The organism is Ekhidna sp. (assembly GCF_039960695.1).
GTDB lineage: Bacteria > Bacteroidota > Bacteroidia > Cytophagales > Cyclobacteriaceae > Ekhidna.
In genome coordinates this window covers 103,655-126,621 of record NZ_JBDVKP010000006.1, presented here as the reverse complement: position 1 = coordinate 126,621, position 22,967 = coordinate 103,655, and the positions used below count along the sequence as shown (strand labels likewise).

General features: G+C 38.7%; 26 protein-coding genes. 16 read left to right on the top strand and 10 right to left on the bottom strand.

Going from position 1 to position 22,967, the window contains the following annotated elements; genetic code table 11:
- Positions 1-10 precede the first annotated feature (10 nt).
- From ABJG98_RS04375 to ABJG98_RS04345, 7 genes are all read left to right on the top strand, one after another.
- Complete coding sequence (locus ABJG98_RS04375) at positions 11-520, top strand: sigma-70 family RNA polymerase sigma factor (protein WP_348278259.1); 510 nt, start codon at positions 11-13, stop codon at positions 518-520.
- A complete protein-coding gene (locus ABJG98_RS04370) occupies positions 504-920 on the top strand; it encodes a hypothetical protein (protein WP_348278258.1) in 417 nt (138 codons plus the stop codon). Before ABJG98_RS04375 ends, ABJG98_RS04370 begins: the two co-directional genes overlap by 17 nt.
- Before the next feature lie 60 nt (positions 921-980).
- On the top strand, positions 981-1,508 hold the full coding sequence (locus ABJG98_RS04365; protein WP_348278257.1) for a DUF4252 domain-containing protein: 528 nt from the start codon (positions 981-983) through the stop codon (positions 1,506-1,508).
- A 94-nt stretch (positions 1,509-1,602) separates the two neighbouring features.
- Positions 1,603-2,094 (top strand): hypothetical protein, encoded by a 492-nt coding sequence (locus tag ABJG98_RS04360; RefSeq protein ID WP_348278256.1) that lies wholly within the window; start codon positions 1,603-1,605, stop codon positions 2,092-2,094.
- Positions 2,091-2,984, top strand: a complete 894-nt coding sequence (locus ABJG98_RS04355) for an ATP-binding cassette domain-containing protein (protein ID WP_348278255.1) — start codon at positions 2,091-2,093, stop codon at positions 2,982-2,984. Before ABJG98_RS04360 ends, ABJG98_RS04355 begins: the two co-directional genes overlap by 4 nt.
- Positions 2,977-3,816 carry an ABC transporter permease gene (locus tag ABJG98_RS04350; RefSeq protein ID WP_348278254.1) on the top strand — a complete coding sequence of 280 codons (840 nt, stop codon included), beginning with the start codon at positions 2,977-2,979 and terminating at the stop codon, positions 3,814-3,816. The genes ABJG98_RS04355 and ABJG98_RS04350 overlap by 8 nt, the downstream gene beginning before the upstream one ends.
- A 111-nt stretch (positions 3,817-3,927) precedes the next feature.
- Positions 3,928-4,260: a hypothetical protein gene (locus tag ABJG98_RS04345; protein WP_348278253.1), complete on the top strand. Its 333-nt coding sequence runs from the start codon at positions 3,928-3,930 to the stop codon at positions 4,258-4,260.
- A gap of 63 nt (positions 4,261-4,323) precedes the next feature.
- Here ABJG98_RS04345 and ABJG98_RS04340 read toward each other — a convergent pair whose 3' ends face one another.
- Positions 4,324-4,944 carry a LysE family transporter gene (locus ABJG98_RS04340; RefSeq protein ID WP_348278252.1) on the bottom strand — a complete coding sequence of 207 codons (621 nt, stop codon included), beginning with the start codon at positions 4,942-4,944 and terminating at the stop codon, positions 4,324-4,326.
- Positions 4,945-6,498 (bottom strand): GH3 auxin-responsive promoter family protein, encoded by a 1,554-nt coding sequence (locus ABJG98_RS04335; RefSeq protein ID WP_348278251.1) that lies wholly within the window; start codon positions 6,496-6,498, stop codon positions 4,945-4,947.
- Between ABJG98_RS04335 and ABJG98_RS04330 the strand changes: the two genes are divergently transcribed.
- Entirely contained in the window at positions 6,480-7,226 is a 747-nt protein-coding gene (locus ABJG98_RS04330) for a YggS family pyridoxal phosphate-dependent enzyme (RefSeq protein ID WP_348278250.1), read from the top strand. The two genes, ABJG98_RS04335 and ABJG98_RS04330, sit on opposite strands and share 19 nt — an antisense overlap.
- Here ABJG98_RS04330 and ABJG98_RS04325 read toward each other — a convergent pair.
- Entirely contained in the window at positions 7,223-7,627 is a 405-nt protein-coding gene (locus tag ABJG98_RS04325) for a DUF1573 domain-containing protein (RefSeq protein ID WP_348278249.1), read from the bottom strand. The two genes, ABJG98_RS04330 and ABJG98_RS04325, sit on opposite strands and share 4 nt — an antisense overlap.
- A gap of 60 nt (positions 7,628-7,687) precedes the next feature.
- On the opposite strand from ABJG98_RS04325, the gene ABJG98_RS04320 reads away from it, so the two are divergent.
- The 4 genes from ABJG98_RS04320 (at position 7,688) to coaD (ending at position 10,214) form a co-directional block, all read left to right on the top strand.
- Positions 7,688-8,179, top strand: coding sequence for an NUDIX hydrolase (locus ABJG98_RS04320; protein WP_348278248.1), 492 nt, complete (start codon positions 7,688-7,690; stop codon positions 8,177-8,179).
- Positions 8,180-8,252: 73 nt separating this feature from the next.
- Positions 8,253-8,846 carry a hypothetical protein gene (locus ABJG98_RS04315; RefSeq protein WP_348278247.1) on the top strand — a complete coding sequence of 198 codons (594 nt, stop codon included), beginning with the start codon at positions 8,253-8,255 and terminating at the stop codon, positions 8,844-8,846.
- A 6-nt stretch (positions 8,847-8,852) separates the two neighbouring features.
- Positions 8,853-9,743, top strand: a complete 891-nt coding sequence (locus ABJG98_RS04310; RefSeq protein ID WP_348278246.1) for a DUF3822 family protein — start codon at positions 8,853-8,855, stop codon at positions 9,741-9,743.
- Positions 9,744-9,761: 18 nt separating this feature from the next.
- Positions 9,762-10,214, top strand: a complete 453-nt coding sequence (coaD, locus tag ABJG98_RS04305; RefSeq protein WP_348278245.1) for a pantetheine-phosphate adenylyltransferase — start codon at positions 9,762-9,764, stop codon at positions 10,212-10,214.
- A 1-nt stretch (position 10,215) separates the two neighbouring features.
- On the opposite strand, the gene ABJG98_RS04300 is transcribed toward coaD, so the two are convergent.
- Positions 10,216-10,890: an NUDIX hydrolase gene (locus tag ABJG98_RS04300; protein WP_348278244.1), complete on the bottom strand. Its 675-nt coding sequence runs from the start codon at positions 10,888-10,890 to the stop codon at positions 10,216-10,218.
- Between the two features lie 185 nt (positions 10,891-11,075).
- Between ABJG98_RS04300 and pyrE the strand changes: the two genes are divergently transcribed.
- Positions 11,076-11,723 (top strand): orotate phosphoribosyltransferase, encoded by a 648-nt coding sequence (gene pyrE / locus ABJG98_RS04295; RefSeq protein ID WP_348278243.1) that lies wholly within the window; start codon positions 11,076-11,078, stop codon positions 11,721-11,723.
- Positions 11,724-11,814: 91 nt separating this feature from the next.
- On the top strand, positions 11,815-13,242 hold the full coding sequence (locus ABJG98_RS04290; RefSeq protein ID WP_348278242.1) for a hypothetical protein: 1,428 nt from the start codon (positions 11,815-11,817) through the stop codon (positions 13,240-13,242).
- A 13-nt stretch (positions 13,243-13,255) separates the two neighbouring features.
- Here the strand turns inward: ABJG98_RS04290 and ABJG98_RS04285 are convergent, their stop codons facing one another.
- From ABJG98_RS04285 to ABJG98_RS04275, 3 genes are read right to left on the bottom strand one after another with little or no spacing between them, the layout of a single operon-like run.
- Positions 13,256-14,026, bottom strand: coding sequence for a TIGR02757 family protein (locus tag ABJG98_RS04285; RefSeq protein WP_348278241.1), 771 nt, complete (start codon positions 14,024-14,026; stop codon positions 13,256-13,258).
- Positions 14,023-15,054: a LysM peptidoglycan-binding domain-containing protein gene (locus ABJG98_RS04280; RefSeq protein WP_348278240.1), complete on the bottom strand. Its 1,032-nt coding sequence runs from the start codon at positions 15,052-15,054 to the stop codon at positions 14,023-14,025. Before ABJG98_RS04280 ends, ABJG98_RS04285 begins: the two co-directional genes overlap by 4 nt.
- Positions 15,029-15,661, bottom strand: coding sequence for a hypothetical protein (locus ABJG98_RS04275; RefSeq protein ID WP_348278239.1), 633 nt, complete (start codon positions 15,659-15,661; stop codon positions 15,029-15,031). Before ABJG98_RS04275 ends, ABJG98_RS04280 begins: the two co-directional genes overlap by 26 nt.
- 103 nt (positions 15,662-15,764) lie before the next feature.
- Between ABJG98_RS04275 and ABJG98_RS04270 the strand changes: the two genes are divergently transcribed.
- Positions 15,765-17,099 (top strand): NfeD family protein, encoded by a 1,335-nt coding sequence (locus ABJG98_RS04270; RefSeq protein WP_348278238.1) that lies wholly within the window; start codon positions 15,765-15,767, stop codon positions 17,097-17,099.
- A gap of 153 nt (positions 17,100-17,252) precedes the next feature.
- Positions 17,253-18,218, top strand: a complete 966-nt coding sequence (locus ABJG98_RS04265) for a DUF3667 domain-containing protein (protein WP_348278237.1) — start codon at positions 17,253-17,255, stop codon at positions 18,216-18,218.
- Here the strand turns inward: ABJG98_RS04265 and hemL are convergent.
- From hemL to guaA, 3 genes are read right to left on the bottom strand one after another with little or no spacing between them, the layout of a single operon-like run.
- On the bottom strand, positions 18,208-19,491 hold the full coding sequence (hemL, locus tag ABJG98_RS04260) for a glutamate-1-semialdehyde 2,1-aminomutase (protein ID WP_348278236.1): 1,284 nt from the start codon (positions 19,489-19,491) through the stop codon (positions 18,208-18,210). The genes ABJG98_RS04265 and hemL overlap by 11 nt on opposite strands.
- Positions 19,472-21,316 carry a hypothetical protein gene (locus ABJG98_RS04255; protein WP_348278235.1) on the bottom strand — a complete coding sequence of 615 codons (1,845 nt, stop codon included), beginning with the start codon at positions 21,314-21,316 and terminating at the stop codon, positions 19,472-19,474. Before ABJG98_RS04255 ends, hemL begins: the two co-directional genes overlap by 20 nt.
- 27 nt (positions 21,317-21,343) lie before the next feature.
- Entirely contained in the window at positions 21,344-22,867 is a 1,524-nt protein-coding gene (guaA, locus tag ABJG98_RS04250) for a glutamine-hydrolyzing GMP synthase (protein ID WP_348278234.1), read from the bottom strand.
- Between the last annotated feature and the right edge of the window lie 100 nt (positions 22,868-22,967).

Below are 22,967 nucleotides of genomic sequence, written 5' to 3'. Positions count from 1 at the left end.
ATCTAGCTGAATGTCACAAAACCTATACCATAAACACATACTTCCAGCTTCTGACGGCATGTATCGATACGCGTTATCGATTGTACATGAGCCAGAGACTGCAAAGGATGTAGTGCAAGACTGCCTCACGAAAATTTGGAGTATTCGTAAGGATCTGGACAAAGTAGAGAAAGTCAACGCGTGGGCTTTTCGAATTGTCCGAAATAGATGCATCGAAATCTTACGTAGAAACAGATATGCAGACCTGGATGAAAAAGTGGTAAATATGAGATATTCCGGCACGGTAGAAGAGCAAGCCATAACAAAGGACTTTATGTCATTGATGAAGCAGGTGCTCAATACACTACCGGCCAAGCAGCAGGAGGTTTTCCACCTTCGTGAAGTGGAAGACATGAGCTATCAGGACATAGCTGAAACGTGCGAGATCAGTGAAAGTGATGTCAAAGTCAACATTCACCGAGCTCGAAAAAAAGTAAAAGAAGCCATGCAAAAAATAGACGCATATGGGATCGCAAATTGATAAACTGCTTGAAAAGTACTGGAATGGTGAGACCACCCTGGATGAGGAGAAAGTGATTAAATCACACTTTAAATCCAACCCGGCACTCAGCAATGAAAGTCATTACTTTAGATTTCTTGCAAAACAGAAATCAGAAAAATTCGATGGGCCGAAAGCGATAAATAGAAGAAAAGCTTGGCTATCTGCAGCAGCTACGATTACGATTGGAGTTATTACAGCAGCGTTGGTATTCAACGATGCAAAGAAAGATCCATTTGCGATTGACGACCCTGAAAAAGCTTTCCAGGCTACTAAAGAAGCATTGATGATGATTGGTTCCGAATTAAACCAGGGACAGAATCATACATTGGAGCTTACCAAGATCAACAAAGCGAAGGAAGAACTACAGGAGGAATCCTAAGTCATTTTTTCGAATACGAAAACCAAAACCTTGATTAAAGATCATTAAAAAAATAAAACGATGAAAAAGATTGTATTAACCATGTTTATTCTTTCTGTTGCTGGCTATGCCTTCGGACAGGGAGCAGTTGTTTCCAAGTATTTTGACAAGTACGAAGATGATGAAACCTTCACCAAAGTATCTGTAAGCAGTAAAATGTTTTCACTTTTCACTGAGATGGAAGGAAATACTGAAGATGAAAAAGAATTCCTTGACGTAATCAGCAAGATCAAAGGCATGAAGGTAGTAGCCAGCGAAAAAGTTTCTGATCCAAAAGGTCTTTACAACAGCGCCATTAGCGATGTAGCCAAAGCCGGCTACGAAGAATTAATGACTGTAAAGGATGCCGAAGAAAATGTAAAGATTTCCATTAAAGAAAAGGACGGAATCATTGAGGAGTTGATATTAGTTGCAGGTGGAAAGGAAAAATTTGCGATGGTGAGCCTTTACGGGATCATAGACCTGAAGCAGGTTTCAAAGCTTGCCAGCATGATGCGGATGAGTGAGTTGAAGTATCTCAAGAATCTGGAAGAAGATGACAATGATTAAGATTTAAGATAGAAAACAAGGTGGGTCTAGAGCGATTTCTACCCACCTTTCTTTTTTTTGTAAACATAACAGCTACAATTAGCACTTCTACTACATGAAGAAATACCTGCTCGCTACGCTATTGGCAACCATTTTTTTGCCCTCTATCGCTCAGGAATCTATTATTAAAGATTTCGCAGAACCACGAAGGACCACTAGGTGGATGAATCCTATTTGCTTGTATCCCAGCACATTAAGAATGGTCAATCTAGCTCAAAATCCAAATTTTAATGAGATGGTCAATGACATTGAAAAAGTATTGATCTACACATTGGACTCAGCAACTGCTGCCTCCAAAAGCTATACAGACTTAATAAGAAATTATCAAGCCAAAGGTTTTGAAGAATACATGACCATGCTAGGAAAACAAGAAATGAGAATCATTGGAAAAAAGGATGAGTATGTAGGAATAGTAGCCGCTGAAGGCAACGCCATAGCATTCTATCTACGTGGCGACATTCCATTCGCAAAAATCCCAACGCTGCTAGAAAGCTTTCAAAGTTCTGATATGCTACCGTTATTAACTGACCAATTCAACTTCAAATGAGCGTATTAAAAATCAATAAACTCACAAAGAGATTTGGTAAGTTGACGGCCGTCGAGCAGCTAGATCTTACCATAGAAGCTGGCCAGGTCTATGGTATACTAGGACCCAATGGTAGTGGTAAAACAACCACATTAGGAATGATTCTGGAGGTAGTAGCCCCAACCAGCGGTAGCTTCGAATGGTTTGATGGAATAGACAACGTAGAAGCTCGACAAAAAATAGGGTCTATACTGGAAACACCTTGTTTCTATAGCTACCTAACTGCCACCCAGAACCTTCGGATTGTGGCGCACATTAAAAAATGTGGTACACACAAAATAGATGATATTCTAAAGCAGGTCAATCTTTACGAAAGACGAAATGACAAGTTTAAAACTTATAGTTTAGGCATGAAGCAGCGACTTTCACTAGCCGCTGCGCTTCTATCAGATCCACCTGTTTTGATGCTTGACGAACCCACCAATGGTTTGGACCCGGAAGGCATCGCTGAAGTGCGTCAGCTTATAAGAGACATTGCCGCACAAGGAAAGACAATTATAATGGCGAGTCATCTGCTAGACGAAGTGCAGAAAGTATGTACAGACTTTTGCATTCTAAGAAAGGGCGTAAAACTTCACGAAGGATCTGTAAAAAGCATTCTTGGTGAAACCAATGCTGTGGAGATTTCAGCTTCAAATCTGGAGACGCTTGCCAGCTCTATTCAAAAATTTGATGGATTAGATAAGTTAGAAAAACAGAATGGTACACTGATGGCTTACCTCAAGGAAGGTCAGTCGTCTGAAAAGCTAAATAGCTACTGCTTTGACCAGGGAATAGCACTCAATAAACTGGTTCCTCAATCCAAATCACTTGAACAAGAATTCTTAAAAATCCTTAAAGAAAATGATTAGAGCTTTTACACTTGAATGGCTGAAACTGAAGCACTACAGGGTATTTTGGATTCTGTTTGCGCTGTATTTAATAGCACAATTAATTATTACCAATGGAGGAATGTTCTTTCTGGAATGGCTAAAGAGTAAAGGAGCCGATTTTGATGGAATCGATCCGACAATTCTTCCTATTTATGATTTTCCAGATATCTGGCAAAATTCGGTTTGGCTGGCATCTTTTGTTAAGATACTTATTTCCTTCATTGTGATCGTTTCTGTAAACAATGAGCTTTCCTACAACACACTCAGACAAAACATTATTGATGGCATAAGTAAGCGAGAATTCTTAATGTCAAAACTTTCACTAATCCTCTTTTTAGCCGGCATGTGCACACTTGTGCTATTTGGCTCTGGATTAATCGCTGGATTCATGTATTCTCATGTCACTGATTTGAAATATATTTTCGCTGACTTTGAATTCTTACTAGCTTATTTCTTGCAGCTAGTTGTCTTTTGTCTTTTTGCTTTCAGTCTTGCCATGGTCATTAAGAAGGCGGGATTTGCAATCGTAATTACGATGCTATACAGTTTGGTGTTTGAGCCAATAGTTACCTCAATATTGGAGTTCGCTCCATTTACAAGAGACTATACCGCCGGGATTGTAAAATTTTTCCCTATTTACTCTATGGAAAAATTGTGCGGGAAAGTGTACGAAAGTCCATTTGCACGCTACCTGTTTCAGGAAATAAAAGATTATGTCTTTTGGTATGAATGGCTAATTGCAGTAGGCTGGGGGGCGATTTTTATGCTATTTATCACCTGGATTCTGACCAAAAGAGATTTGAAAGCCTAAACGACAAATAACAGCTTTTTAACTATTTTTTAAGACATCTTAACTAAAACCCTGATACGAAATCAGGGTTTTTCTCGTTTTTTGTGTTGTATAGAATAAAGAAAAGCAGTTATGATAAAGTTTGTGTCAATCCTCCTCTCGGTATTTTCATTCAACTTCGTTGTTTCATACGGTACCGTAAATCAACCCTCAGATGTAGCAATTGAATTCAGCGAAAAAGCGGTTGCAGTAGAAAGCGGACAGCCAGTTTTCACTAAAGGAACTAAGGTATGGTTGTCCAATCCCAAGAATCAAGAAATCAAAATTTACTTGAACGAGGAAGAAAAAGAAATTAATGGTATCATGGTGGATTTATCAGAGATTACAAATCTCAATGAAGGCACTTATACGTTAGTAGTTAATACCAATACTGATGAAAAGATATTTGGTTTTACTATTCAATAGATAGTTAAAAAAGTTAGGTTAGGTTTTAAGAGTAGACACGTCCCATGTATGGGGCGTGTTTTTTTATAGGTAATTATTAAGTAAAAAGTATAAGATCTGAATAGTGAACAACACAAGAATAATTGCCACAGTCCTATTCATATTTCTTACAAATCTTACCGTAATTAAATGCTTCAATCGGTGCGCGATAAAGGCTTTTCCAAGGTCCATACTAAATATGGTGATGAGCATTCCTCCAAAAAATTGAATTTGTTGATTAAAGCCATATTCAAAGTTGATAGCTATAGCACTTACCCATGTAGCCCAGGACACGATGATAAATGGGTTTAAGCCATTCAACAACAACCCTTTTGCAAACTGCTTGGCATAGTTCGAGTCGTTCAGCATGGCTTCTTCATTCTGAATTTTGGGCGTCTTAAACCATGAATACAAACCGTAGGCTCCCAACATAATGGCACCGAAAATTCCCATCCAAAATTTAAAATCATCGGTTTCTAAAGCCTTGGACATACCAAAAAGGACAATAACTACATAGAAAATATCACTGACAGAAATGCCAACTGCAAGGAAGATTGCCTTCTTTAATCCTTGCTGAATACTTGTCTGTATGAGTGCGAAAAATGCCGGACCAATGGCAAAAAGGAAGATAAGACCGAAAATCAGTCCATTAATAATTGGAGGCATCTAGCTAACTTCTGTATTTTGTTCGTTCAGAAAATTTCTCCAAAGTTGTGCCTTTTCTTTCTTAAGTACACGAGGAAATTTATTTTGACTGCCTACTTTTCCTTGGGACTCCATCCATTTATAAAAAACTTCCGTTGGTAATACGCTCAATCTAACCTCTCTAAGGGCTGAACTACGCTCTACTTTATAGTCATCATTTAGTCGCATTAGGTGGTGATCTATTCGCTCCTTCAGTTGATAATTTTCTACTTCATCATCCGTACCAATGTACCAGTGATGTGCAAACAAGCTGTCAGACCTATCTCCCAGCAGTGTAAACTCTCTGATATCTATCTTCATTTCTTCCTCTACCAATTCTATCGCTTTATTCATATTATCGAGACTTAAATGCTCTCCACATAAGCTCATGAAAAGTTTGGTACGACCTGTAATCACAATTTCACCTTCTTCCAAAGAAGTGAATTTTATTACGTCACCAATCATATATCTCCATGCGCCAGCATTCGTCGTTATCAATAAGGCATATTCTCTGTTTTCTTCTATCTCATCAATTTTTACCGTTTTTGCTTCCGATTTCAATTTACCATCTTCATCAAAGTTGGTGTCGGTAAAAGGTATAAACTCATAGAAGATTCCATTGTTCATAACCAATCGCATTGACTTTCTATTCGGGAACGCTTGAAATGCAATAAATCCCTCAGAGGCCAGATATGTCTCCATGTAATTCAGTGGGCGACTTAAAAGCTTCTCAAATCCACGTTTGTATGGCTCAAATGAAACCCCTCCATGAACGAAGATTTGCAGATTAGGCCAGATGTCGTGTATGGTCTTAAGATTGTACTTTTCAATTATCTTTTCCATCAAAATTTGAAGCCATGCGGGAACACCAACGATAATGCCAATATCCCAGTCCGGAGCTTTCTTTACAATCTCCTCCAACTTATCATTCCAATCTTTGGTCTTAGCTATTCTTTTACCAGGTTTATAAAAATGCTGAAACCAAAAAGGAATTTGTGCCGCTGTAATGCCACTTAGATCACCTTCGAAATAATGACCGCTTTTTTTTAAGTCAGTGCTGCCCCCGAGTATTAAAATACCTTTTGAAAACAGTGAAGCAGGCAAGTCATACTTGCCCATGGTCAGAATCTGTCTCATAGAGGTCTTCCGTATCGACTTCACCATTTCTCGAGTGATAGGGATATATTTAGAAGACGCACCTGAAGTTCCTGAGCTTAAGGCAAAATATTTAATCTTTCCGGGCCAGCATACGTCTCTTTCTCCTTCTTTGGCCATATGCCACCAATCTTGGTAGATTTTATCATAATCATGGATCGGCACCTTTTCTGTAAAGGATTTGTAAAACTCATTCTTCCCCTTTTTAAATGAGGTAAGAATACTATCGAACGAATGCGACATCCCAAATTTTGTAGACTGGCATTGTATCAATAAGTTTCTTAGTTCCTGCTTCTGTAAATCAAGCGGGGAAGTATATAGTTGCTCCAAACTTTCTCGCAACATGATCCCCTTCTTGAGTAATGTCCCTAAAATTGCCATTCAATCAATTGAAACTTATTCTTGAGTTTTCAAATTTAAGGGATGTAAAAGAGACAATAATGAGCGAAATATCAAACCAACTTAAAGATTTAAAAGAATCATTGCCAGAAACCTGCACTTTGGTGGCTGTAAGTAAAACCAAGCCAATGTCAGCCATCCAGGAGGCATATGAAACTGGTCATTTAGACTTTGGGGAGAATAAAGTTCAGGAATTGGCTCAAAAGGCAGAAGAACTCCCGAAAGACATTCATTGGCATATGATAGGTCATCTGCAGCGGAATAAAGTAAAATATATAGCTCCATTCGTCCATTTGATACATGGAATTGACTCATTCAAATTGCTCAAAGAAGTCGATAAACAAGGAAAAAAAGTAAATCGAATCATTGACTGTCTTTTACAAATTCATATTGCTGAAGAAGACACCAAATTTGGGTTGAGTAAAGTCGAACTTGACGAAATATTAGCAGACAATCAGTTAAAAGAGTTGTTAAATATTCGCATCGTAGGAATGATGGGTATGGCAACCAACTCGGATGATGAAGATCAGGTTAGAAAAGAGTTTAAAAGACTTAAACAGCTTTTTGACGAAACTAAAAATTCTGATCATACCAATGTTCAAATGAACACTCTCTCTATGGGAATGAGTGGCGATTACAAAATCGCTCTTGAAGAAGGGAGCAGTATGATCAGAATTGGAAGCGCAATATTTGGCGCTAGAAATTATTAATTGTTTGGATCCGGCGGCATTACATTAGTAACAATCTTCACACGTTCTGGATTGTTCACAGCATTAGACATAACCGTAATTACCTTGTTTTGCATTCCCATTTTGCCTGCACTGTTGAACACAACTTTCAACTTAGCCTTTTTACCTGGTGCAATGGGCTCTCTAGGCCACTCTGGAGCCGTACAGCCACATGTGGTTCTCACATCAGAAAGAATTAATGGTTCATTACCAACATTCTCAAATTCGAAAACATGCTCCACTTTTTCTCCTTGAGTAATTTCACCAAAATCGAAAGATTTTTCAGTAAACGAAATCTTTGGGCCAGTCATGGGCTCTTCTCCTTCTTGGGCAGTTGCAAAAAATGCAAAACCAACCAACAGCAATGATGCTAAGTATTTCATATCTAAATTTAATTTTAATGTAGTTCTTGGACTTTCAAAGTTAACGAACAAACCAATTAAATGTTAAACGAAAATCAAACGGAAAATCCATTCGGAGGAATGGTGAGAGTCAGAGTCTGTGGGATCTTACAAGAAGAAGATAAAATTTTGCTTTTAAAGCATGATAACCTTGGACCAGCAGGTTATCTCTGGTCACCACCTGGCGGTGGTGTGGAATTTGGAGAAAGCTTACATGATGCACTAAAAAAGGAATTTCTTGAAGAGACCAACTTAAAAATAGATATAGGTGAATATTTATTTGCTAACGAATTCATCAAAGAACCCTATCATGCCATTGAGCTTTTCTTTAAAGTAAAGCTTATTTCAGGGACATTAGAGCTAGGTTCGGATCCAGAATTAGCAGAAAATCAACAAATTTTAATTGAAGCTCGCTTCTTTTCTCCTGATGAAATAGATGATCTTCCTGCAAACGCCATTCATAATGTTTTTAATACCGCTGGTGCAAGACATAAAATTACCGATCTTAGGGGTTTGTTTACTTTTAAGCATTAATAGTATCTGGTGCTTCACGAATCACCATTAAATATTTATAATTGCAAAAACCTAGCGAAAAAGAAATTTAGCAATGAGTAAAACGAAGATTGTTTCTGTGGTCATGCTCGTAGTGTGGGTGTCATTGGCCGTGTTTTTAGTATACAGTATCAAATCATCTATTGATGAAGCGGAGCGAATCGAAAGCGCTGAAGCTTTGATCATTGAACAACTGAAGATGATCCGAGAAGCTGAAATTGCTTATATGTCTGTCCATGGGCAGTACACAAGTGATTGGGATAAACTACTTGCGTTTATCGATTCAGGAAACTTTTACCTGACCGAGCGAAGCGAGACTATTATACCTCAGCCGTATGGAAAGGATAGTATTTATGTTGAAATAGATACACTTGGTACCAAGGCAGTAATCGACTCACTCTTTGGTAACAACAAGTGGCCTAGATTTGATCTAGCCACACTTCCATATGTTCCTGGAATTCAACCTCCAGTAAAATTTGACGTTTGGGCAGATAAAATCTTAAAAGCTGGACTATTGGTGAATGCAATAGAGGTGAAAAACCCTCGACCAGTAGATTCATCAAGAGACGAAGATAGTGAATACAATACCAGAAAGCCGCTGAGATTTGGATCACGAACTAGTGTGACCACTGCGGGTAACTGGGAGTAAAATATTTTGATTGCACAAGATACATCGACCTATAAGCTGATTAAGCGAGTAAAAGATACCAAGTTCACGATTGATGAACTTGATCATTACTCGCTTATCATGCAGGTTGGGATTTATGACTTACAATTCGCCGTTGTAGACTCCCAAGACAATGTGGTTATGGGTCTTGAAGACTATCGCCTTGAGGGAATCAAAACAGTAAATGGTCGACTGAGACTCATCAAAGATATTCTGGATAATCACGAATATCTCACAGCCGGTTTTTGGAAAGACGTAAAAGTGTGTCTTAAATCACACAAATTTTCAATGGTTCCAGCAAGCATGTTTGTGCAAGAATCAGCTGCGGATTACCTCGCGCTTAATAGTGAGATTAAAACTGCTTTTGAAGAAGTTAATTACTACAAACAAGTAGCAGTAGATTCTGTAAATGTTTTTGCGGCTGAAACGAAACTCTGTCGCTGGATTGAGACAATCTATAAAAAGAAGAAAGTACATGTAATCCATCAGGGAAGTGCACTCATAGAAGGCTTCTTGAAGCATGCTGATCACATTCAAGAGAAAAGTATGTATGTCTATATAGACCGAGGCATCATGCACATTGTAGCTACAGAAGGTAATAAACTTTTATACTACAATCAGTTCGCAGCACGAAAGAAGCAAGATTACCTCAAGTATATCATGCTGGTATTTAATGAACTTGGTATGAGTGGCAAAGAAAGTCATGTGTTCTTATGGGGATTTATAAAGCAGGCTTCTGAGGAGATGTCTTTATTGAAAAAGTACATTCGAAATATCTCTTTCGGCTCCAAACCATCTTTTCTAAGATTTAGCTACCTCTACGATGAAGTAGAAGATCACCAATACTTTGATGTATTGAGTGGGTATCTTTGTGTTTAAGCACAATCCAGACAAAAAATGAAAACGGCTATTTTCCCAGGTTCTTTCGATCCATTCACTAAGGGACATTATGATATTGTAGAAAGGAGTCTGGACCTTTTTGACAAGGTTATCATCGCGATAGGTCATAATACATCTAAAAATAACAGGTACTTTGAGTTAGACTGGATGGTGAAAAAGATCAAGGAAGCATTTGCCGATGAAGATCGTGTAGAAGTTGAAGTGTATGATGAACTTACTGCCTCATTGGCCAAAAAGTATAATGCACAGTTCATGGTGAGAGGATTGAGGAATACGACAGATTTTGAATACGAAAACAGTATTTCACAAATTAACCGGTACTTAAACGAAGACCTGGAGACAATTTTCTTGATCACAAGTCCTGAACTAGCACCAATTAGCTCAAGTATCATCCGTGAAGTTCATAGATACGGAGGTGATGTGAATCCGTTTCTACCTTATGAAGTTTAATTTAGACTTGCTTCATCATTTTGGTATACTCCTGCATTACATACCTGATGGAACGATAAGAATCATGCAGCGCTTTTCGAACTTGCTCTAGCCCCATCCATTCTACTTTTTTAATGCCTTCATCCTTCTGAGGTGTCATTTTGCTATCATCGACGCATTTCATGGCATACCAATGTGTCTTTTTTAGAATGTATTTCTTCTTGGTAGTATAAGTATGCCAGACAGCATCGATTTTTTGATCTATCCTTACTTTCACTCCAGTTTCCTCTTCTACTTCTCTCATGGCGCATTCTTCAAGGGTTTCACCTTCATCCAACTTACCTTTAGGTATATCCCAGACTTTCCTACGGAAGATCATCAAAAGCTTCCCATTGTTCTCTACCACCCCTCCAGCAGCTTCAATAACCTTGAATTTACTTTTAATGTAATCTATTAATGCTCTTTTTTCTCTGGAAGAAATAAAAATCGAGTGAAGCTTTTTGAATTTTTTATCTGTCATTAGCTTGAGTAAGCTATCTATTTGCTCAAAAGAGGCATTCATGATTAAAACATCGTCCACCAGTACCTCTGGAACAATACTCTCAAACTCTCTAACTACCAGCCCATAAGCCCTATTCATATTTACTTTCTTTTCAGAAAGAATATAAACCGGAATATCATTGATAAAAATTTTCATGTGTAAGCTCTACTCAAATAACACATGGAATTCAGATAAGCCACTTGCATCATCGCTGGTGGGTCAATAATTATGCTCATTTCATCATTGATAAAAAACGAAGGCAAGTAAGACATAAATTAAAAATGAAACAAGCCTTCTATATTATTGATAGGTAATACAGGACTTATTTATTTTGCATTCTCATGAGCATAAAAATCTATAACCCCCAACTAGCTGCTGAAGTTGCTGCTGACCTTTTAAAAATTGGAGCCATCAAACTAAGTCCCAACGAGCCTTTTATCTGGGCATCTGGTTGGAAGTCTCCAATCTACTGCGATAATAGACTCAGTCTTTCTTATCCCGACGTGCGATCAAAAATCAAAACTGCCTTGGGCCTTGCTGTTTCAAATTCTTTTAATGGCATTGATGTCATCGCCGGCGTAGCAACTGCCGGGATCCCGCAAGGTGCATTAGTAGCAGAAGAACTTGGACTTCCTTTTATCTACGTCCGTTCTAAGTCCAAGGGACACGGCCTTCAAAATATGATTGAAGGCAAGATAGAGAAAGGTCAAAAAGTCCTATTGGTGGAAGATCTTGTTTCGACAGGTGGAAGTTCTCTCGCAGCAGCTGATGCACTTAAGGAGGCAGGCGCTGACGTTGTTGGAATGGTTGCCATTTTCACTTATGGTTTTCAGGTTTCTGAAGACAACTTTAATGAGAAGGGTGTCAATCTTGTGGTTCTCAGTGATTACAATCATCTACTGGATCATGCACAAGATGAGCGAATGTTTGAAAATGATGTGCTAAAAACTCTGAAAGAATGGCGTGAAGATCCAGGTCATTGGGGATGATATCCCATATCATTTTAATACATGCGTCAATAGATTTAAATCTTATGTATCTTAATAGGTGATTTATATATCATCTCTGATCTTAATACGCATGAAAATCAAGTACCTAATAATTTCAGCATTAATGCTGGCTTGTCTAACAAGTTCAAGAATCACAGATCCATCAAAAAAAGAAACACCTGTAGATTTTCAATCAGAAAAAATTCCTATTGAGTGGCTCACAGGTGACCAACCTAAATTGCTTACATCAATGGCAAACACGATTGCTAGTCGTGAGACTTTAAGTGGTGACAGTAAAAACCTTACAGCCATTGTAGGTGGGTGGCATGCCCAGGCCATTGGTCAGTATAAAGACTACATCTATGTGGCATTTAGTGATGGAAGTTTAGGTAAAGGGAAAGTAGCGATCGGATCGAAAAACCCGGTTGGGAAACTCTGGATCTACAATACTAAAACCAAACAAAGTCAACTTAAAGATTTAGAAAATGGATACCCGCATCCATGTTCAATTCAAGTAACGGGAAAATATTTAACAATCGTAATTGAAGCTGAGTATGGACTCAGCCAAGCAGCCCTAGGCAATGCAAGGGAGGAGAAGTCAATGGTTTTGATTTTTGATTTAGACAAAGATCCTAACTGCGCTGTTGAAGTAGGAAGACTCGCACAAGACAATACGAACAGTGGTGGTGCAGGATTAGCATATAGTCCACAGGCTAAATGCTGGTTTATGTTGGTGGATCAAGATATGAAAGATGGTAAAGTTGTGGTATATAAAACGAAAGACTCAAATCTAAATACCTGGCAAAAAGATCCAATAGCCAAATATCGAAGATACGGCTCAGGTGCAGGGCTCAATCTAATTACAGCTTCGGATAACTCGATTTGGGGATTATATTATGAAAATGGAGAGCTTGAAAACCATAGTTTCACCAATTATGATATCACGGAGGATAAGGTGAGATTGTTTAAAGTCATTAATCCGAATGGTTCGCCTGTTCCAAAGCGTGATGTTTATACTCAAACTGTCAATATCAGTACACCTAGAATTAAAGGTGCCGGTGAGCTGTTAGCCAACCGTCCAGGTATGAGGTTTGGTGCAGGACTAAGAAATGAAGGAGGCAAGCTAGAGTTATTAACCTGTCAACGGAATATGGATAAAAGCTTCAATATCGATCGCAATAAATTGAAAACTGGTGATCGTACTCAGGTTGTATTTATGAATTTAGCAAAGGCTAAAGGTGAAATTTATTGCTCGTCATTGTCCAATAAATCTCAAAGTTTTAAAATTCAAAATGTTCAATCAGAATCATGGAATAATGTTCTGCAACCACCTGTTAATGTAGATGTCAACTATCTTTCCGAACGAAGCGCTATCTCTAGTTTTGGAAGGTGGTCAGATGGCATTGAAAAGCAATCCAGCGCACCATTAGTACTATTTTATCTGGAAGGAATGTCATCTATTTCTGGTGGAATGCTGGAATACTACCCAATTAAATCATCGGACAATAAGATGAAATAGCATAAATTTTTCGTTAAAATTTTTCTACAATACCAAGTCCGAATAACGCAAAATCATATTTAACAGGATCATTGGGATCAAGTCTTTTTAGATTTTCCGTCAATTCGATGGCAGTCTTCCAATCGGTCTGTTTGCGCTTGATCAAGCCTAACTTCCGAGCTACTCTATCTACATGTAGATCGCAAGGACAGATGAGTTGGCTAGGTTTGATCGTATCCCAAATTCCAAAATCAACACCTTTCTCATCCTTTCGAACCATCCAACGTAGAAACATATTGATTCGCTTACAAGCGGACATTTTAGAGGGATTGGGAATGTGTTTGTAGGTCCGTTTTGGGTGATCAGGTAAAGAAAAGAATAGCTCATAAAAGCTTATCAATCGAACCTCCATTGAGGAATCTACTCCTAATCCATTTGTAAATGCCTCCTCCATCGACTCGTGCCTTTCGTAAAACCATTTGAAAAAATGAAGAAAATAAAGGGCATCTGTGCTGTTAAATGTTCGATGTTTAAAATCTAAGAATAGCTTTAAATTCTCCTCAGTATAGTTCAGTACAAACTCATGAGGAGCATTATTCATCAATTCCAAAAACGCTAAACTTTTATTAATAATTGTCTTTCGTTGGCCCCACGCAAATACTGCGGCTATGAATCCAGCTATTTCTATATCCTGTTTTTTTGTGAACCTGTGAGGAATGTATATTGGATCGTTTGTTATAAAGCCAGGTTGATTAAACTCCTCAACCTTTGCATTTAGAAAGTCTTTTAGTTCCTCTTCCTTCACTGCTTATTGTAAGAAACTTCTACGCGCGATTTAGAATCTAAAATTCCGAGTTGATCATAGGCAGGTTGTGACAACCTCAATAAGAGATTTTTATTTAATCCAGTATTTGGGAGTTTACCTACTACTTTAACATGCACAATTTGATTATTCATCAGATTTCTAACTTCCAGATTGGTACCAATTGGTAATGCTCGATGGAGTGCCAAATATCGAGTGGTCTTCATAGATTGAATAACCGAAGCCACACCTTCTTCATAAACCCGTTCGAATCCTTTTTCATCGATCTGAGTTCGGATTTTCTTTTTAGGCTCATTGATAGCAGAGACTTTTACTGACTCAGACGGTTTAAAAAATAACTGCTGACCAATCTTCAGGTAATCAGACTCTAACGAATTCCAGAGTTTAATACTATCGATACTGACACCAATTTTTCTACAGATGGTCGATAATGTTTCTCCTGTCTGAACCAGGTATTTTTCAAATCCTGCAAAAGGATTATCTTCAATTAATGCGCTATCAACCTCTACGAATTCAATGGTTACTGTTTCATCCGAAGCTTCCTCAGTTGCCTGTGCTGGAATGGATGCGGCCCGTTTTAACTTAAGAGGCATGCCTGGCGAAATATTGTTATCTGGTAGATTATTCCACTTTCTCAGGTCCTTCAACTTCAAATCATACTTCTTGGAGATACTGTATAATGTCTCACCGAGTTCTACTCTATGTATTCCTTGGTTGTCATGATTGTTTGACTCTTGAACTACAATCGCTTGAACAGGCTTATTGTCTTCAACCAGAACAAAAATAATTTGACCAATTTCAATGCGATTATCAACGATCTGATTATGCTTGATAATGCCAATCACAGAACCTCCATACCTTTTGGCAATGGAGTATATAGTCTCTTCCTCCTCTACTTCATGTACAACAAACAATCCTTCCTCTCGCTGCTCAGCTCTTATACTATCAACAGGATTAGCCAATGTCGCCATTGCTATCATGAAACTACCCAGTATACACACAAACCTCATTTCTGTCTTTTATGAATATTAATTGATCTCTGAACACAAAAAACGCGCCAGGAGAAAATCCTTTCATCTGGCTATCTTGAAGAACCTTCCATTCTTTATTTGCATTTTGCAATAACAGGAGGTTTCGCTCATAATCATTACCAGAACGAAGATAGTAGCTGATTATGATTTTATCATTCCATTCCAAATATTCACAGGAAAGTGGAAGGTCCAACGCCAGAAACTCAGCAACTGTTTTATAATAATCTGAACCATGCTCATAAATGCTCGGTTGGAGCACGTGATTTCCCTTAACTGGGATCGTTTCTATTTGCTTTACTTCCCCGCTCATCCAATCCAGACTGAAGTACTCCTGAAGATTAGGATCTTGATGATCCTTGTATTCAACAAAATACAAAATGTCTTCATAAACACTCAAAAGTTGAGTCCAGCGAGAATGTTTCACTTTCTTTTTATCATATTTTAATGACGAAAGATCAAGTCTAATCATCACAATCTCTTCATTCTCTTTTCTAACGTCAAGATATAATTTTCCCGAACTTTCATCAATTGCAGAATTCCATATTTGTCCTTGGAGGTTGATGTGCTTTATGGAATCTGGGATCATGGATTGAAAGAAAATTTTACTCGTGGTTCATTTTTAAGATAACTTTAACCTAAGAATGACAGTTTCAAAGTTGGAGCTTTTGTTGTGACTTTAGCAATCGAATATGAGAAAACTATTTACGATTTTTTGCCTTCTTTTTACTATCGCACTTATTGCTCAGGAAAAAGAAAAACCGTTAGTTCTTCATCTTAAGATTAATGATGTGATCGATCCCAGAACTAATCGATACTCTGAGCTTGGTTTGGAAAAAGCTCTGGAGATTGATGCTGATTATGTGATTCTTGAATTAGATACCTATGGTGGTGCCCTTAATGATGCAGATGACATCAGAACACGTATTTTGAATTTTGATCGGCCCATATATACTTTTATAAATAAAGATGCTGCATCAGCCGGAGCCTTGATTTCTATAGCAACGGACAGTATTTACATGGCAAAAGGCTCAAGCATCGGAGCTGCAACTGTTGTTACCCAAGATGGAGCCGCAGCACCTGATAAATATCAGTCTTATATGAGGTCTATTATGCGATCTACAGCTGAAGCAAAGGGACGAGATCCACGTATGGCTGAAGCAATGGTGGATGAGGACATTGACTTGGATAGCATTGCTACTGAAGGAAAGATTCTAACACTATCAACTTCAGAGGCCATCAAATACGGATTTTGTGAAGCTGAAGTTAGTGGTATAGATGATATCATGAAACGCTCGGGAGTGGAGGAATATGAACTGCAAGAATTTAAACTTGGCGCTACCGAAAAGATAATTTCGCTTTTTCTAAATCCTTTTGTCAGTGGAATATTGATCCTAATTATCGTTGGAGGTATCTACTTTGAACTACAAACACCAGGTGTCGGATTTCCTATTCTCGCTGCTCTAATTGCGATTATATTATACTTTGTCCCCAACTACTTAAACGGGTTGGCCGAAAACTGGGAAATACTGATGTTTGTTGTAGGCGTGATTCTTATTGCGATAGAGGTTTTTGTTATTCCCGGTTTTGGAGTAGCAGGCATTCTCGGCCTCATATGTACCATAGGTTCGCTTGTTTTGGTCATGTTGAATAACGATCTGTTCGACTTTTCATTTGTAGGTGGTGATCAGATCTTTATTTCCTTCGCGACAGTTATTGCAGGACTGTTGGGTGCGATAGTTGTCATGTTTTTTGGTGGGGCTAGCCTACTCAATAGCAATGTATTTAAGCGTATTGCTCTACAAGAAGTCCAGGATAAGGAACAAGGCTTTACATCTACCTTTTACAGAGAAAAATCCATGATCGGCAAGGAAGGTAAAACTTATACGCGCTTGCGGCCAAGTGGTAAAATAGAGGTGGATGGTGTGATATATGATGCATTTACTCGGGGTAACTTTATTGATGAAGGTGTGGCAATCATAATAATTTCAGACGAAGGCACAAGCTTGAAAGTAAAAGAAGCATAATGAAACTTTTTCCAACCTTAATCTGGATTTTCACCATCTTGGCTTTTGTATTTCTTTTCTTCTCGTTGAGGACAGAAACCAACCAAATCCTTTATAGTTTTATCGCCTTGGGTTTGTGGGGGGTGGCATTTTTACTCAACAAGTTTAAACCAAGTGAAAAAGAGAAGGAAACATAAGTCTTGCCTAAACTGTGGTGAGCTACTCAATCAGAAACACAACTATTGTCCCAACTGCGGACAGGAAAATACGGATAATCAAGTAAGTCTTGGATTGTTATTGAGGGAAGTCACTTCTAATTTTTTATCTCTCGACTCACGCTTTGCACACACTTTTAAGCCTTTTCTTTTCAATCCAGGAAAAATTACCAATGCGTTCATAGAAGGTAAAAGAGTCTACTTTGCCAATCCAATCAGATGGTACTTAGTCATCAGCATCTTTCACTTTTTCTTTATGTCCAAGATGTTTGAGCCTACTGTAAAAGATAAAAAACAGCGTGGTTTTAGTGCGGAAGTGGAGCTTTCAGATACCAAGTTTGATAGCCTTTATAATTTACCAGACTCGGCACATACAGGTTGGCCTCTTTCAAACCCCAGACAGAAAATGGTCAACCATCTCATTGAAACGACCAATCTGGATGCCGCAGGTATAATTGATTCATTAAAAATTATTACGGGATCATGGGCTAATGACTTTGCTGTCAATAAGATTGTGAAAATCAATCAGGAGACTACCGCCTCTTTGAATGAATACTTAATGAGGCAGATTCCGCTTATCATATTCTTTATACTCCCAGTTTATGCCTTCTTGCTCAAGCTCTTTTTCTGGAGAAAAGGGCTTTATATCACGCATCTAATTCACTCGATTCATCTCCACTCTTTCTTATTCTTCATTTTAGGCTGGATGTGGGTAGTATCATTATTGATTAAGGATTTCAAAGATTATGGAGGGCCGATATGTATGATTCTTACATTCGTCTATGCTGTAATCAGCTTTCGTAAAGTGTATGGGATAAAAATCGGATGGAGTATTTTCCGAGCCACAATGCTTGGATTTATCTACACATTTTTCGTTTCGTTTGTGCTTTTGATTGGTATCCTGATTTCCCTTGCTATGATTTAAGAAAATCATCAAATGAAGACACAATCTGTTTGATTTCATCATCTCCGATACAATTGGAGACGAAGAGTGTTTCGAATTGTGACGGTGCAAGGTAAACGCCCATATTAAGCATGTGGCGGAAATATTTCCCAAACCGCTCTGTATCGCAAGATTTGGCAGTATCAAAGTCGACTACTTTTATATCTGTAAAGAATAGACTAAACATGCTGCCAATTTGATTCATGGTGCAATTGAGGTTATGTTTTTTTAGAACTTTCTCATATCCACTCACGATTTTTTGGGTCGTTTTTTCAAGATTTGTATAAACCTCAGGATGTTCATTCAAATAGCTTAGCTGGGCATATCCTGCCGCCATAGCTACCGGATTACCCGACAAGGTTCCTGCTTGATATACAGGTCCTTGCGGCGAAACAAAATCCATCACATCTGTTCTACCTCCATACGCCCCGACTGGCATACCTGCCCCTATTATTTTACCTAAAGTTGTTAAATCTGGCTTTACATTAAATATATCTTGAGCACCACCTTTAGCCAGCCTGAAGCCTGTCATCACCTCATCGAAAATTAATAAAATACCATCTTCGTCACACACTGACCTAAGATCATCAAGAAAGCCGGGTTCAGGTAATACGCATCCCATATTTCCAGCAACTGGCTCAACAATAATTGCAGCAATTTTCCCCTTATTGGATGAAACGACTTCTCTTACTTTCTCGATGTTATTGAAAGGAGCGAGAAGCGTATCCTGAGCAGTCCCTTTGGTAACACCCGGACTATCTGGCTCTCCCATTGTCATTGCTCCACTACCTGCAGCAATTAAGAACGAATCTCCATGTCCATGATAGCAACCTTCAAACTTCAGCACCTTGTCGCGTTTAGTAAAACCGCGGGCCAATCGAATAGCTGACATAGTGGCTTCAGTTCCTGAATTTACCATACGCACCTTCTCAATGGATGGAACCATTTCGGCAATCAATTCCGCTAACTCTACCTCCATCCTACTTGGAGCACCAAATGATGGGGAACCGATAACTGCCTTGAAAATAGCTTCCTCTATTTGCTTATTGGCATGACCAAGTATCATTGGGCCCCAACTGTTAATTAAATCAATATAGGAATTACCATCTTCATCATACATGTAAGCACCTTCTGCTTTAGCAAAAAAAATGGGGTCTCCCCCTACTGCCTTAAATGCACGTACTGGAGAATTCACCCCTCCTGGGATATAGTCTTTTGCTCGATCAAAAAGCTCTTTACTTGTCGCTATATTCATTTGTTCCGTCAACGATTTGTTTAACGCTTTGGTTTTTCAACTCCAGATTCTGCAGTGTAGTGATAGGTACCAGTTGATTGTCATTGTAAAGACCATACTTTAGCCCTTCCATGATATATCCAGGTCGCAATTCACCATCCAACCAACCGCGCTGGAAATACTTACCATGCTCCTTCATCAATTGGCCTAGCTGCCAGGTGAGCTCATAGCCATAAATGTGATATTCACTAGGTTCTTTCCCAATGTTCTCAACGAATATGCGCTTTATTCTCTCAAAACTATCGCTCTCCACATCATAGTATGATGGGCTCAGAAAATTCACTTGTAACCGTTCAAGCTGTGCATAAGAGACCAACGAGAAATTAAGCCAATCTCGATAACCGATGATACCAATACTGTCACTACGAACCTCTACCATGCTAATGAAATTATTAGCAAGCAAATTGCTTGATGTTGCCGCAAAAATGTGACCGATGCTGTCCGGCTGAACAGTAAATTTTACTTCATAAGATTCGATAACATCTTCACCATTTCTATCTCTGATAATCCTTCCGGTTTCTTCGTTCCTTAGACTTCTTGTTCGAACCAATCTGCCAGGCATCAGTGAAATAGAATCTATCTCTTCTTGGGAATACATGGTATCCAACCGAACTTCATACTGCTCGGTGAAATCAATTTGAATCTGCTGTGCATCCTCATTGGTGAGACGTTCAAATCGAACCACAAAAAAACTATCTCTTTCAATAGTCTCACGGTATGCATTCGCTACAATACTATCTCTGTCAGTTTCATAAAAAATGAAAAGTTTCTTGTTATCAGTAAATTTCTTTGCTGCAAACTTTGCTGCTTCTCTACCTTGAGTAGAATAGGCTGGTTTAAATAAATATGAATATGGATTATCTCCTATAATCTCATCATTAGAGGAAACTGGATTGATCATAGTTATTTTATTCTCTTTAGAGAATTGTGAAATAAACTTGGAAGGTCCTGAGTACAATGGGCCGATGATTGCGTCGGCATTGTCAAGGCTCCCACCCTTGATCAGGTCATATGCTACGCTTCCTTTTTTCTTGGTATCAAATGGAAAAAGATGAAGCTTGATTCCTTGTTCTTCAAGTTGTTTTTGTGCTTGTTCCATTCCCTGATATAGATCAAATATGATCGAATTTCGAATCACGGTCTTTGGAGTTACTAGAGATTCATACATAAATGGTAGTATTACTGCCACAGCATATTCTTCTTTCTTCACCAATGGTAAACTTTCATCTCTTCCGATTTGAATTTCAAATTTTTCAGCTAACTCCAAAAGCATCAATTGATCTCTCTCATCGTAAGGCTGTTTTTGAATAGCTTCTGCATAATAGGTTCCTATATAGCTATTGTTGGGATTAAGCGCGTAGGCTGAGTCGAGACCCTCTAAGCTCATCTTCCCCAGGAAATTGTCAATCAGAAAGTTTTTCCAGTTTTCTGGCAAGCTTTCCGCCTGCCGGAATGCCTGCCAAAGCTTTCCTTGATCAAATGCCAAATAAGTGAGCCAATAGTCTACTTCTTGCTGTTGATCCCAATCGGGGTACTTTACCTGAATCTGCTTTAACATATCCTCAGCAACTTTTGGCTGATTCAGCTTCATAGCAGACAGTGCGTAATAGAATGAGGCATATTCGCCGAAAATACGATCGGTATTTAGGTTTTGAAATGCTTGTTTGGCTTCAGTATAGTTGCCAAGACTAAATTGACGTTTTGCTTCTAGATATTCTCCCTGACTTGTCTGAGCGCACAAAGAGGCAGCTGAGATGAGTAAAAAACTAAAGATGAGAGTTCGCACAGTTGGTTGTTTTTCTTTCAAAGCTAATTATTCCCACTCGATGGTCGCTGGTGGCTTGGAACTAATGTCATATACCACTCGATTAACACCTTTTACATTATTAATAATTTTGTTAGATACACGTCCCAGGAAGTCGTATGGAAGATGTACCCAGTCAGCAGTCATGCCATCCAAACTTGATACGGCCCGAAGGGCGACTACATTTTCATAAGTTCGTTCATCACCCATCACACCTACGGATTGAACGGGCAGCAGCATCGCTCCTGCCTGCCATACTTCGTCGTATAATCCTTCTTCTTTCAAGCCATTAATGAAATGTGCATCTACCTCCTGAAGTATTCGCACTTTCTCCTCTGTGATGTCGCTTAGTATTCTAATACCTAAGCCAGGACCTGGAAAAGGATGACGGCCAAGTATAAAGTCAGGAATCTCGAGCGTCCTACCCACATTCCGTACCTCATCTTTAAAAAGCGTGTTTAGCGGTTCTACTACTTTTAGGTTCATCTTTGCAGGCAGACCACCCACATTATGATGAGATTTGATTGTTACAGAAGGTCCGTTTACTGAGACCGATTCAATTACATCTGGATAAATAGTGCCTTGACCGAGCCATTTCACATCTTTGATTCGCTTTGCTTCCTCATCAAAAACTTCAATGAATACCCTTCCAATAATTTTTCTCTTACCTTCTGGGTCACTTTCACCTTTTAGTTCTGAATAGAATCTTGATTTGGCATCCACTCCTTTTACATTGAGGCCAAGGCCTTCATATGATTTAAGCACCTGATCGAATTCATCTTTTCGAAGAAGTCCATTATCTACGAATATGCAGTATAAATTTTTGCCTATTGCCTGATGAATTAGCATTGCTGCTACTGAAGAGTCTACGCCTCCCGATAGTCCTAAAACTACCTTATCGTTACCTAATTGTTCTTTAAGAAGAGCAATTGTCTCTTCAGCGAAAATATCGGGTGTCCAATCCTGTGATGCATGACAAATATGGACAACGAAGTTTCTCAAGACTACCTTTCCATCCGTACTATGGGTGACCTCAGGGTGAAATTGGATTCCATATACAGGCCTGTCTTCTATTTTAAAAGCAGCAACGGGGATCGATTCTGTAGCCGATATTAGCTTAAAAGTTTCAGGTAGTTTGGTGATCGTATCCGCATGAGACATCCACACCTGACTCCCGATTTCCACTTCTTTTAGCAAATCGTAATGAGAATCAACGGTCTTTAAGTTAGCTCTTCCATATTCCCGGTGATTGGATTTAGCAACTGTTCCTCCATTTTTCTTTACGAGAAGCTGCGCACCATAGCAAATGCCCAAAACTGGTAATTCACCAAGGTCGGCTATATTAATATCGGGAGATCCTTCGTCTAATACTGAACAAGGACCACCAGAAAGGATAACACCCTTTACATCCGGTGTGATTTCAAATTTGCTAAACGGATGAATTTCACAGTAAACATTAAGCTCACGAACACGTCTGGCTATTAATTGGGTATATTGTGAACCGAAATCGAGAATTAGGATCTTGTCTTGCATGGCCGCAAAATTACAGTTTCTAAGATACCGTCAGCGTGTTTATTAATCGAAAATTTCACCAGATCATTGAAACAATTTAATACTGGAATAATTTTGGTTT

Coding starts and splice junctions, on each gene's coding strand:
- ABJG98_RS04375 (WP_348278259.1), top strand. CDS start 11: ATGTCACAAAACCTATACCATAAACACATACTTCCAGCTTCTGACGGC.
- ABJG98_RS04370 (WP_348278258.1), top strand. CDS start 504: ATGGGATCGCAAATTGATAAACTGCTTGAAAAGTACTGGAATGGTGAG.
- ABJG98_RS04365 (WP_348278257.1), top strand. CDS start 981: ATGAAAAAGATTGTATTAACCATGTTTATTCTTTCTGTTGCTGGCTAT.
- ABJG98_RS04360 (WP_348278256.1), top strand. CDS start 1,603: ATGAAGAAATACCTGCTCGCTACGCTATTGGCAACCATTTTTTTGCCC.
- ABJG98_RS04355 (WP_348278255.1), top strand. CDS start 2,091: ATGAGCGTATTAAAAATCAATAAACTCACAAAGAGATTTGGTAAGTTG.
- ABJG98_RS04350 (WP_348278254.1), top strand. CDS start 2,977: ATGATTAGAGCTTTTACACTTGAATGGCTGAAACTGAAGCACTACAGG.
- ABJG98_RS04345 (WP_348278253.1), top strand. CDS start 3,928: ATGATAAAGTTTGTGTCAATCCTCCTCTCGGTATTTTCATTCAACTTC.
- ABJG98_RS04340 (WP_348278252.1), bottom strand. CDS start 4,944: ATGCCTCCAATTATTAATGGACTGATTTTCGGTCTTATCTTCCTTTTT.
- ABJG98_RS04330 (WP_348278250.1), top strand. CDS start 6,480: ATGTCCCTAAAATTGCCATTCAATCAATTGAAACTTATTCTTGAGTTT.
- ABJG98_RS04335 (WP_348278251.1), bottom strand. CDS start 6,498: ATGGCAATTTTAGGGACATTACTCAAGAAGGGGATCATGTTGCGAGAA.
- ABJG98_RS04325 (WP_348278249.1), bottom strand. CDS start 7,627: ATGAAATACTTAGCATCATTGCTGTTGGTTGGTTTTGCATTTTTTGCA.
- ABJG98_RS04320 (WP_348278248.1), top strand. CDS start 7,688: ATGTTAAACGAAAATCAAACGGAAAATCCATTCGGAGGAATGGTGAGA.
- ABJG98_RS04315 (WP_348278247.1), top strand. CDS start 8,253: ATGAGTAAAACGAAGATTGTTTCTGTGGTCATGCTCGTAGTGTGGGTG.
- coaD (WP_348278245.1), top strand. CDS start 9,762: ATGAAAACGGCTATTTTCCCAGGTTCTTTCGATCCATTCACTAAGGGA.
- ABJG98_RS04300 (WP_348278244.1), bottom strand. CDS start 10,890: ATGAAAATTTTTATCAATGATATTCCGGTTTATATTCTTTCTGAAAAG.
- pyrE (WP_348278243.1), top strand. CDS start 11,076: ATGAGCATAAAAATCTATAACCCCCAACTAGCTGCTGAAGTTGCTGCT.
- ABJG98_RS04290 (WP_348278242.1), top strand. CDS start 11,815: ATGAAAATCAAGTACCTAATAATTTCAGCATTAATGCTGGCTTGTCTA.
- ABJG98_RS04280 (WP_348278240.1), bottom strand. CDS start 15,054: ATGAGGTTTGTGTGTATACTGGGTAGTTTCATGATAGCAATGGCGACA.
- ABJG98_RS04275 (WP_348278239.1), bottom strand. CDS start 15,661: ATGATCCCAGATTCCATAAAGCACATCAACCTCCAAGGACAAATATGG.
- ABJG98_RS04270 (WP_348278238.1), top strand. CDS start 15,765: ATGAGAAAACTATTTACGATTTTTTGCCTTCTTTTTACTATCGCACTT.
- hemL (WP_348278236.1), bottom strand. CDS start 19,491: ATGAATATAGCGACAAGTAAAGAGCTTTTTGATCGAGCAAAAGACTAT.
- guaA (WP_348278234.1), bottom strand. CDS start 22,867: ATGCAAGACAAGATCCTAATTCTCGATTTCGGTTCACAATATACCCAA.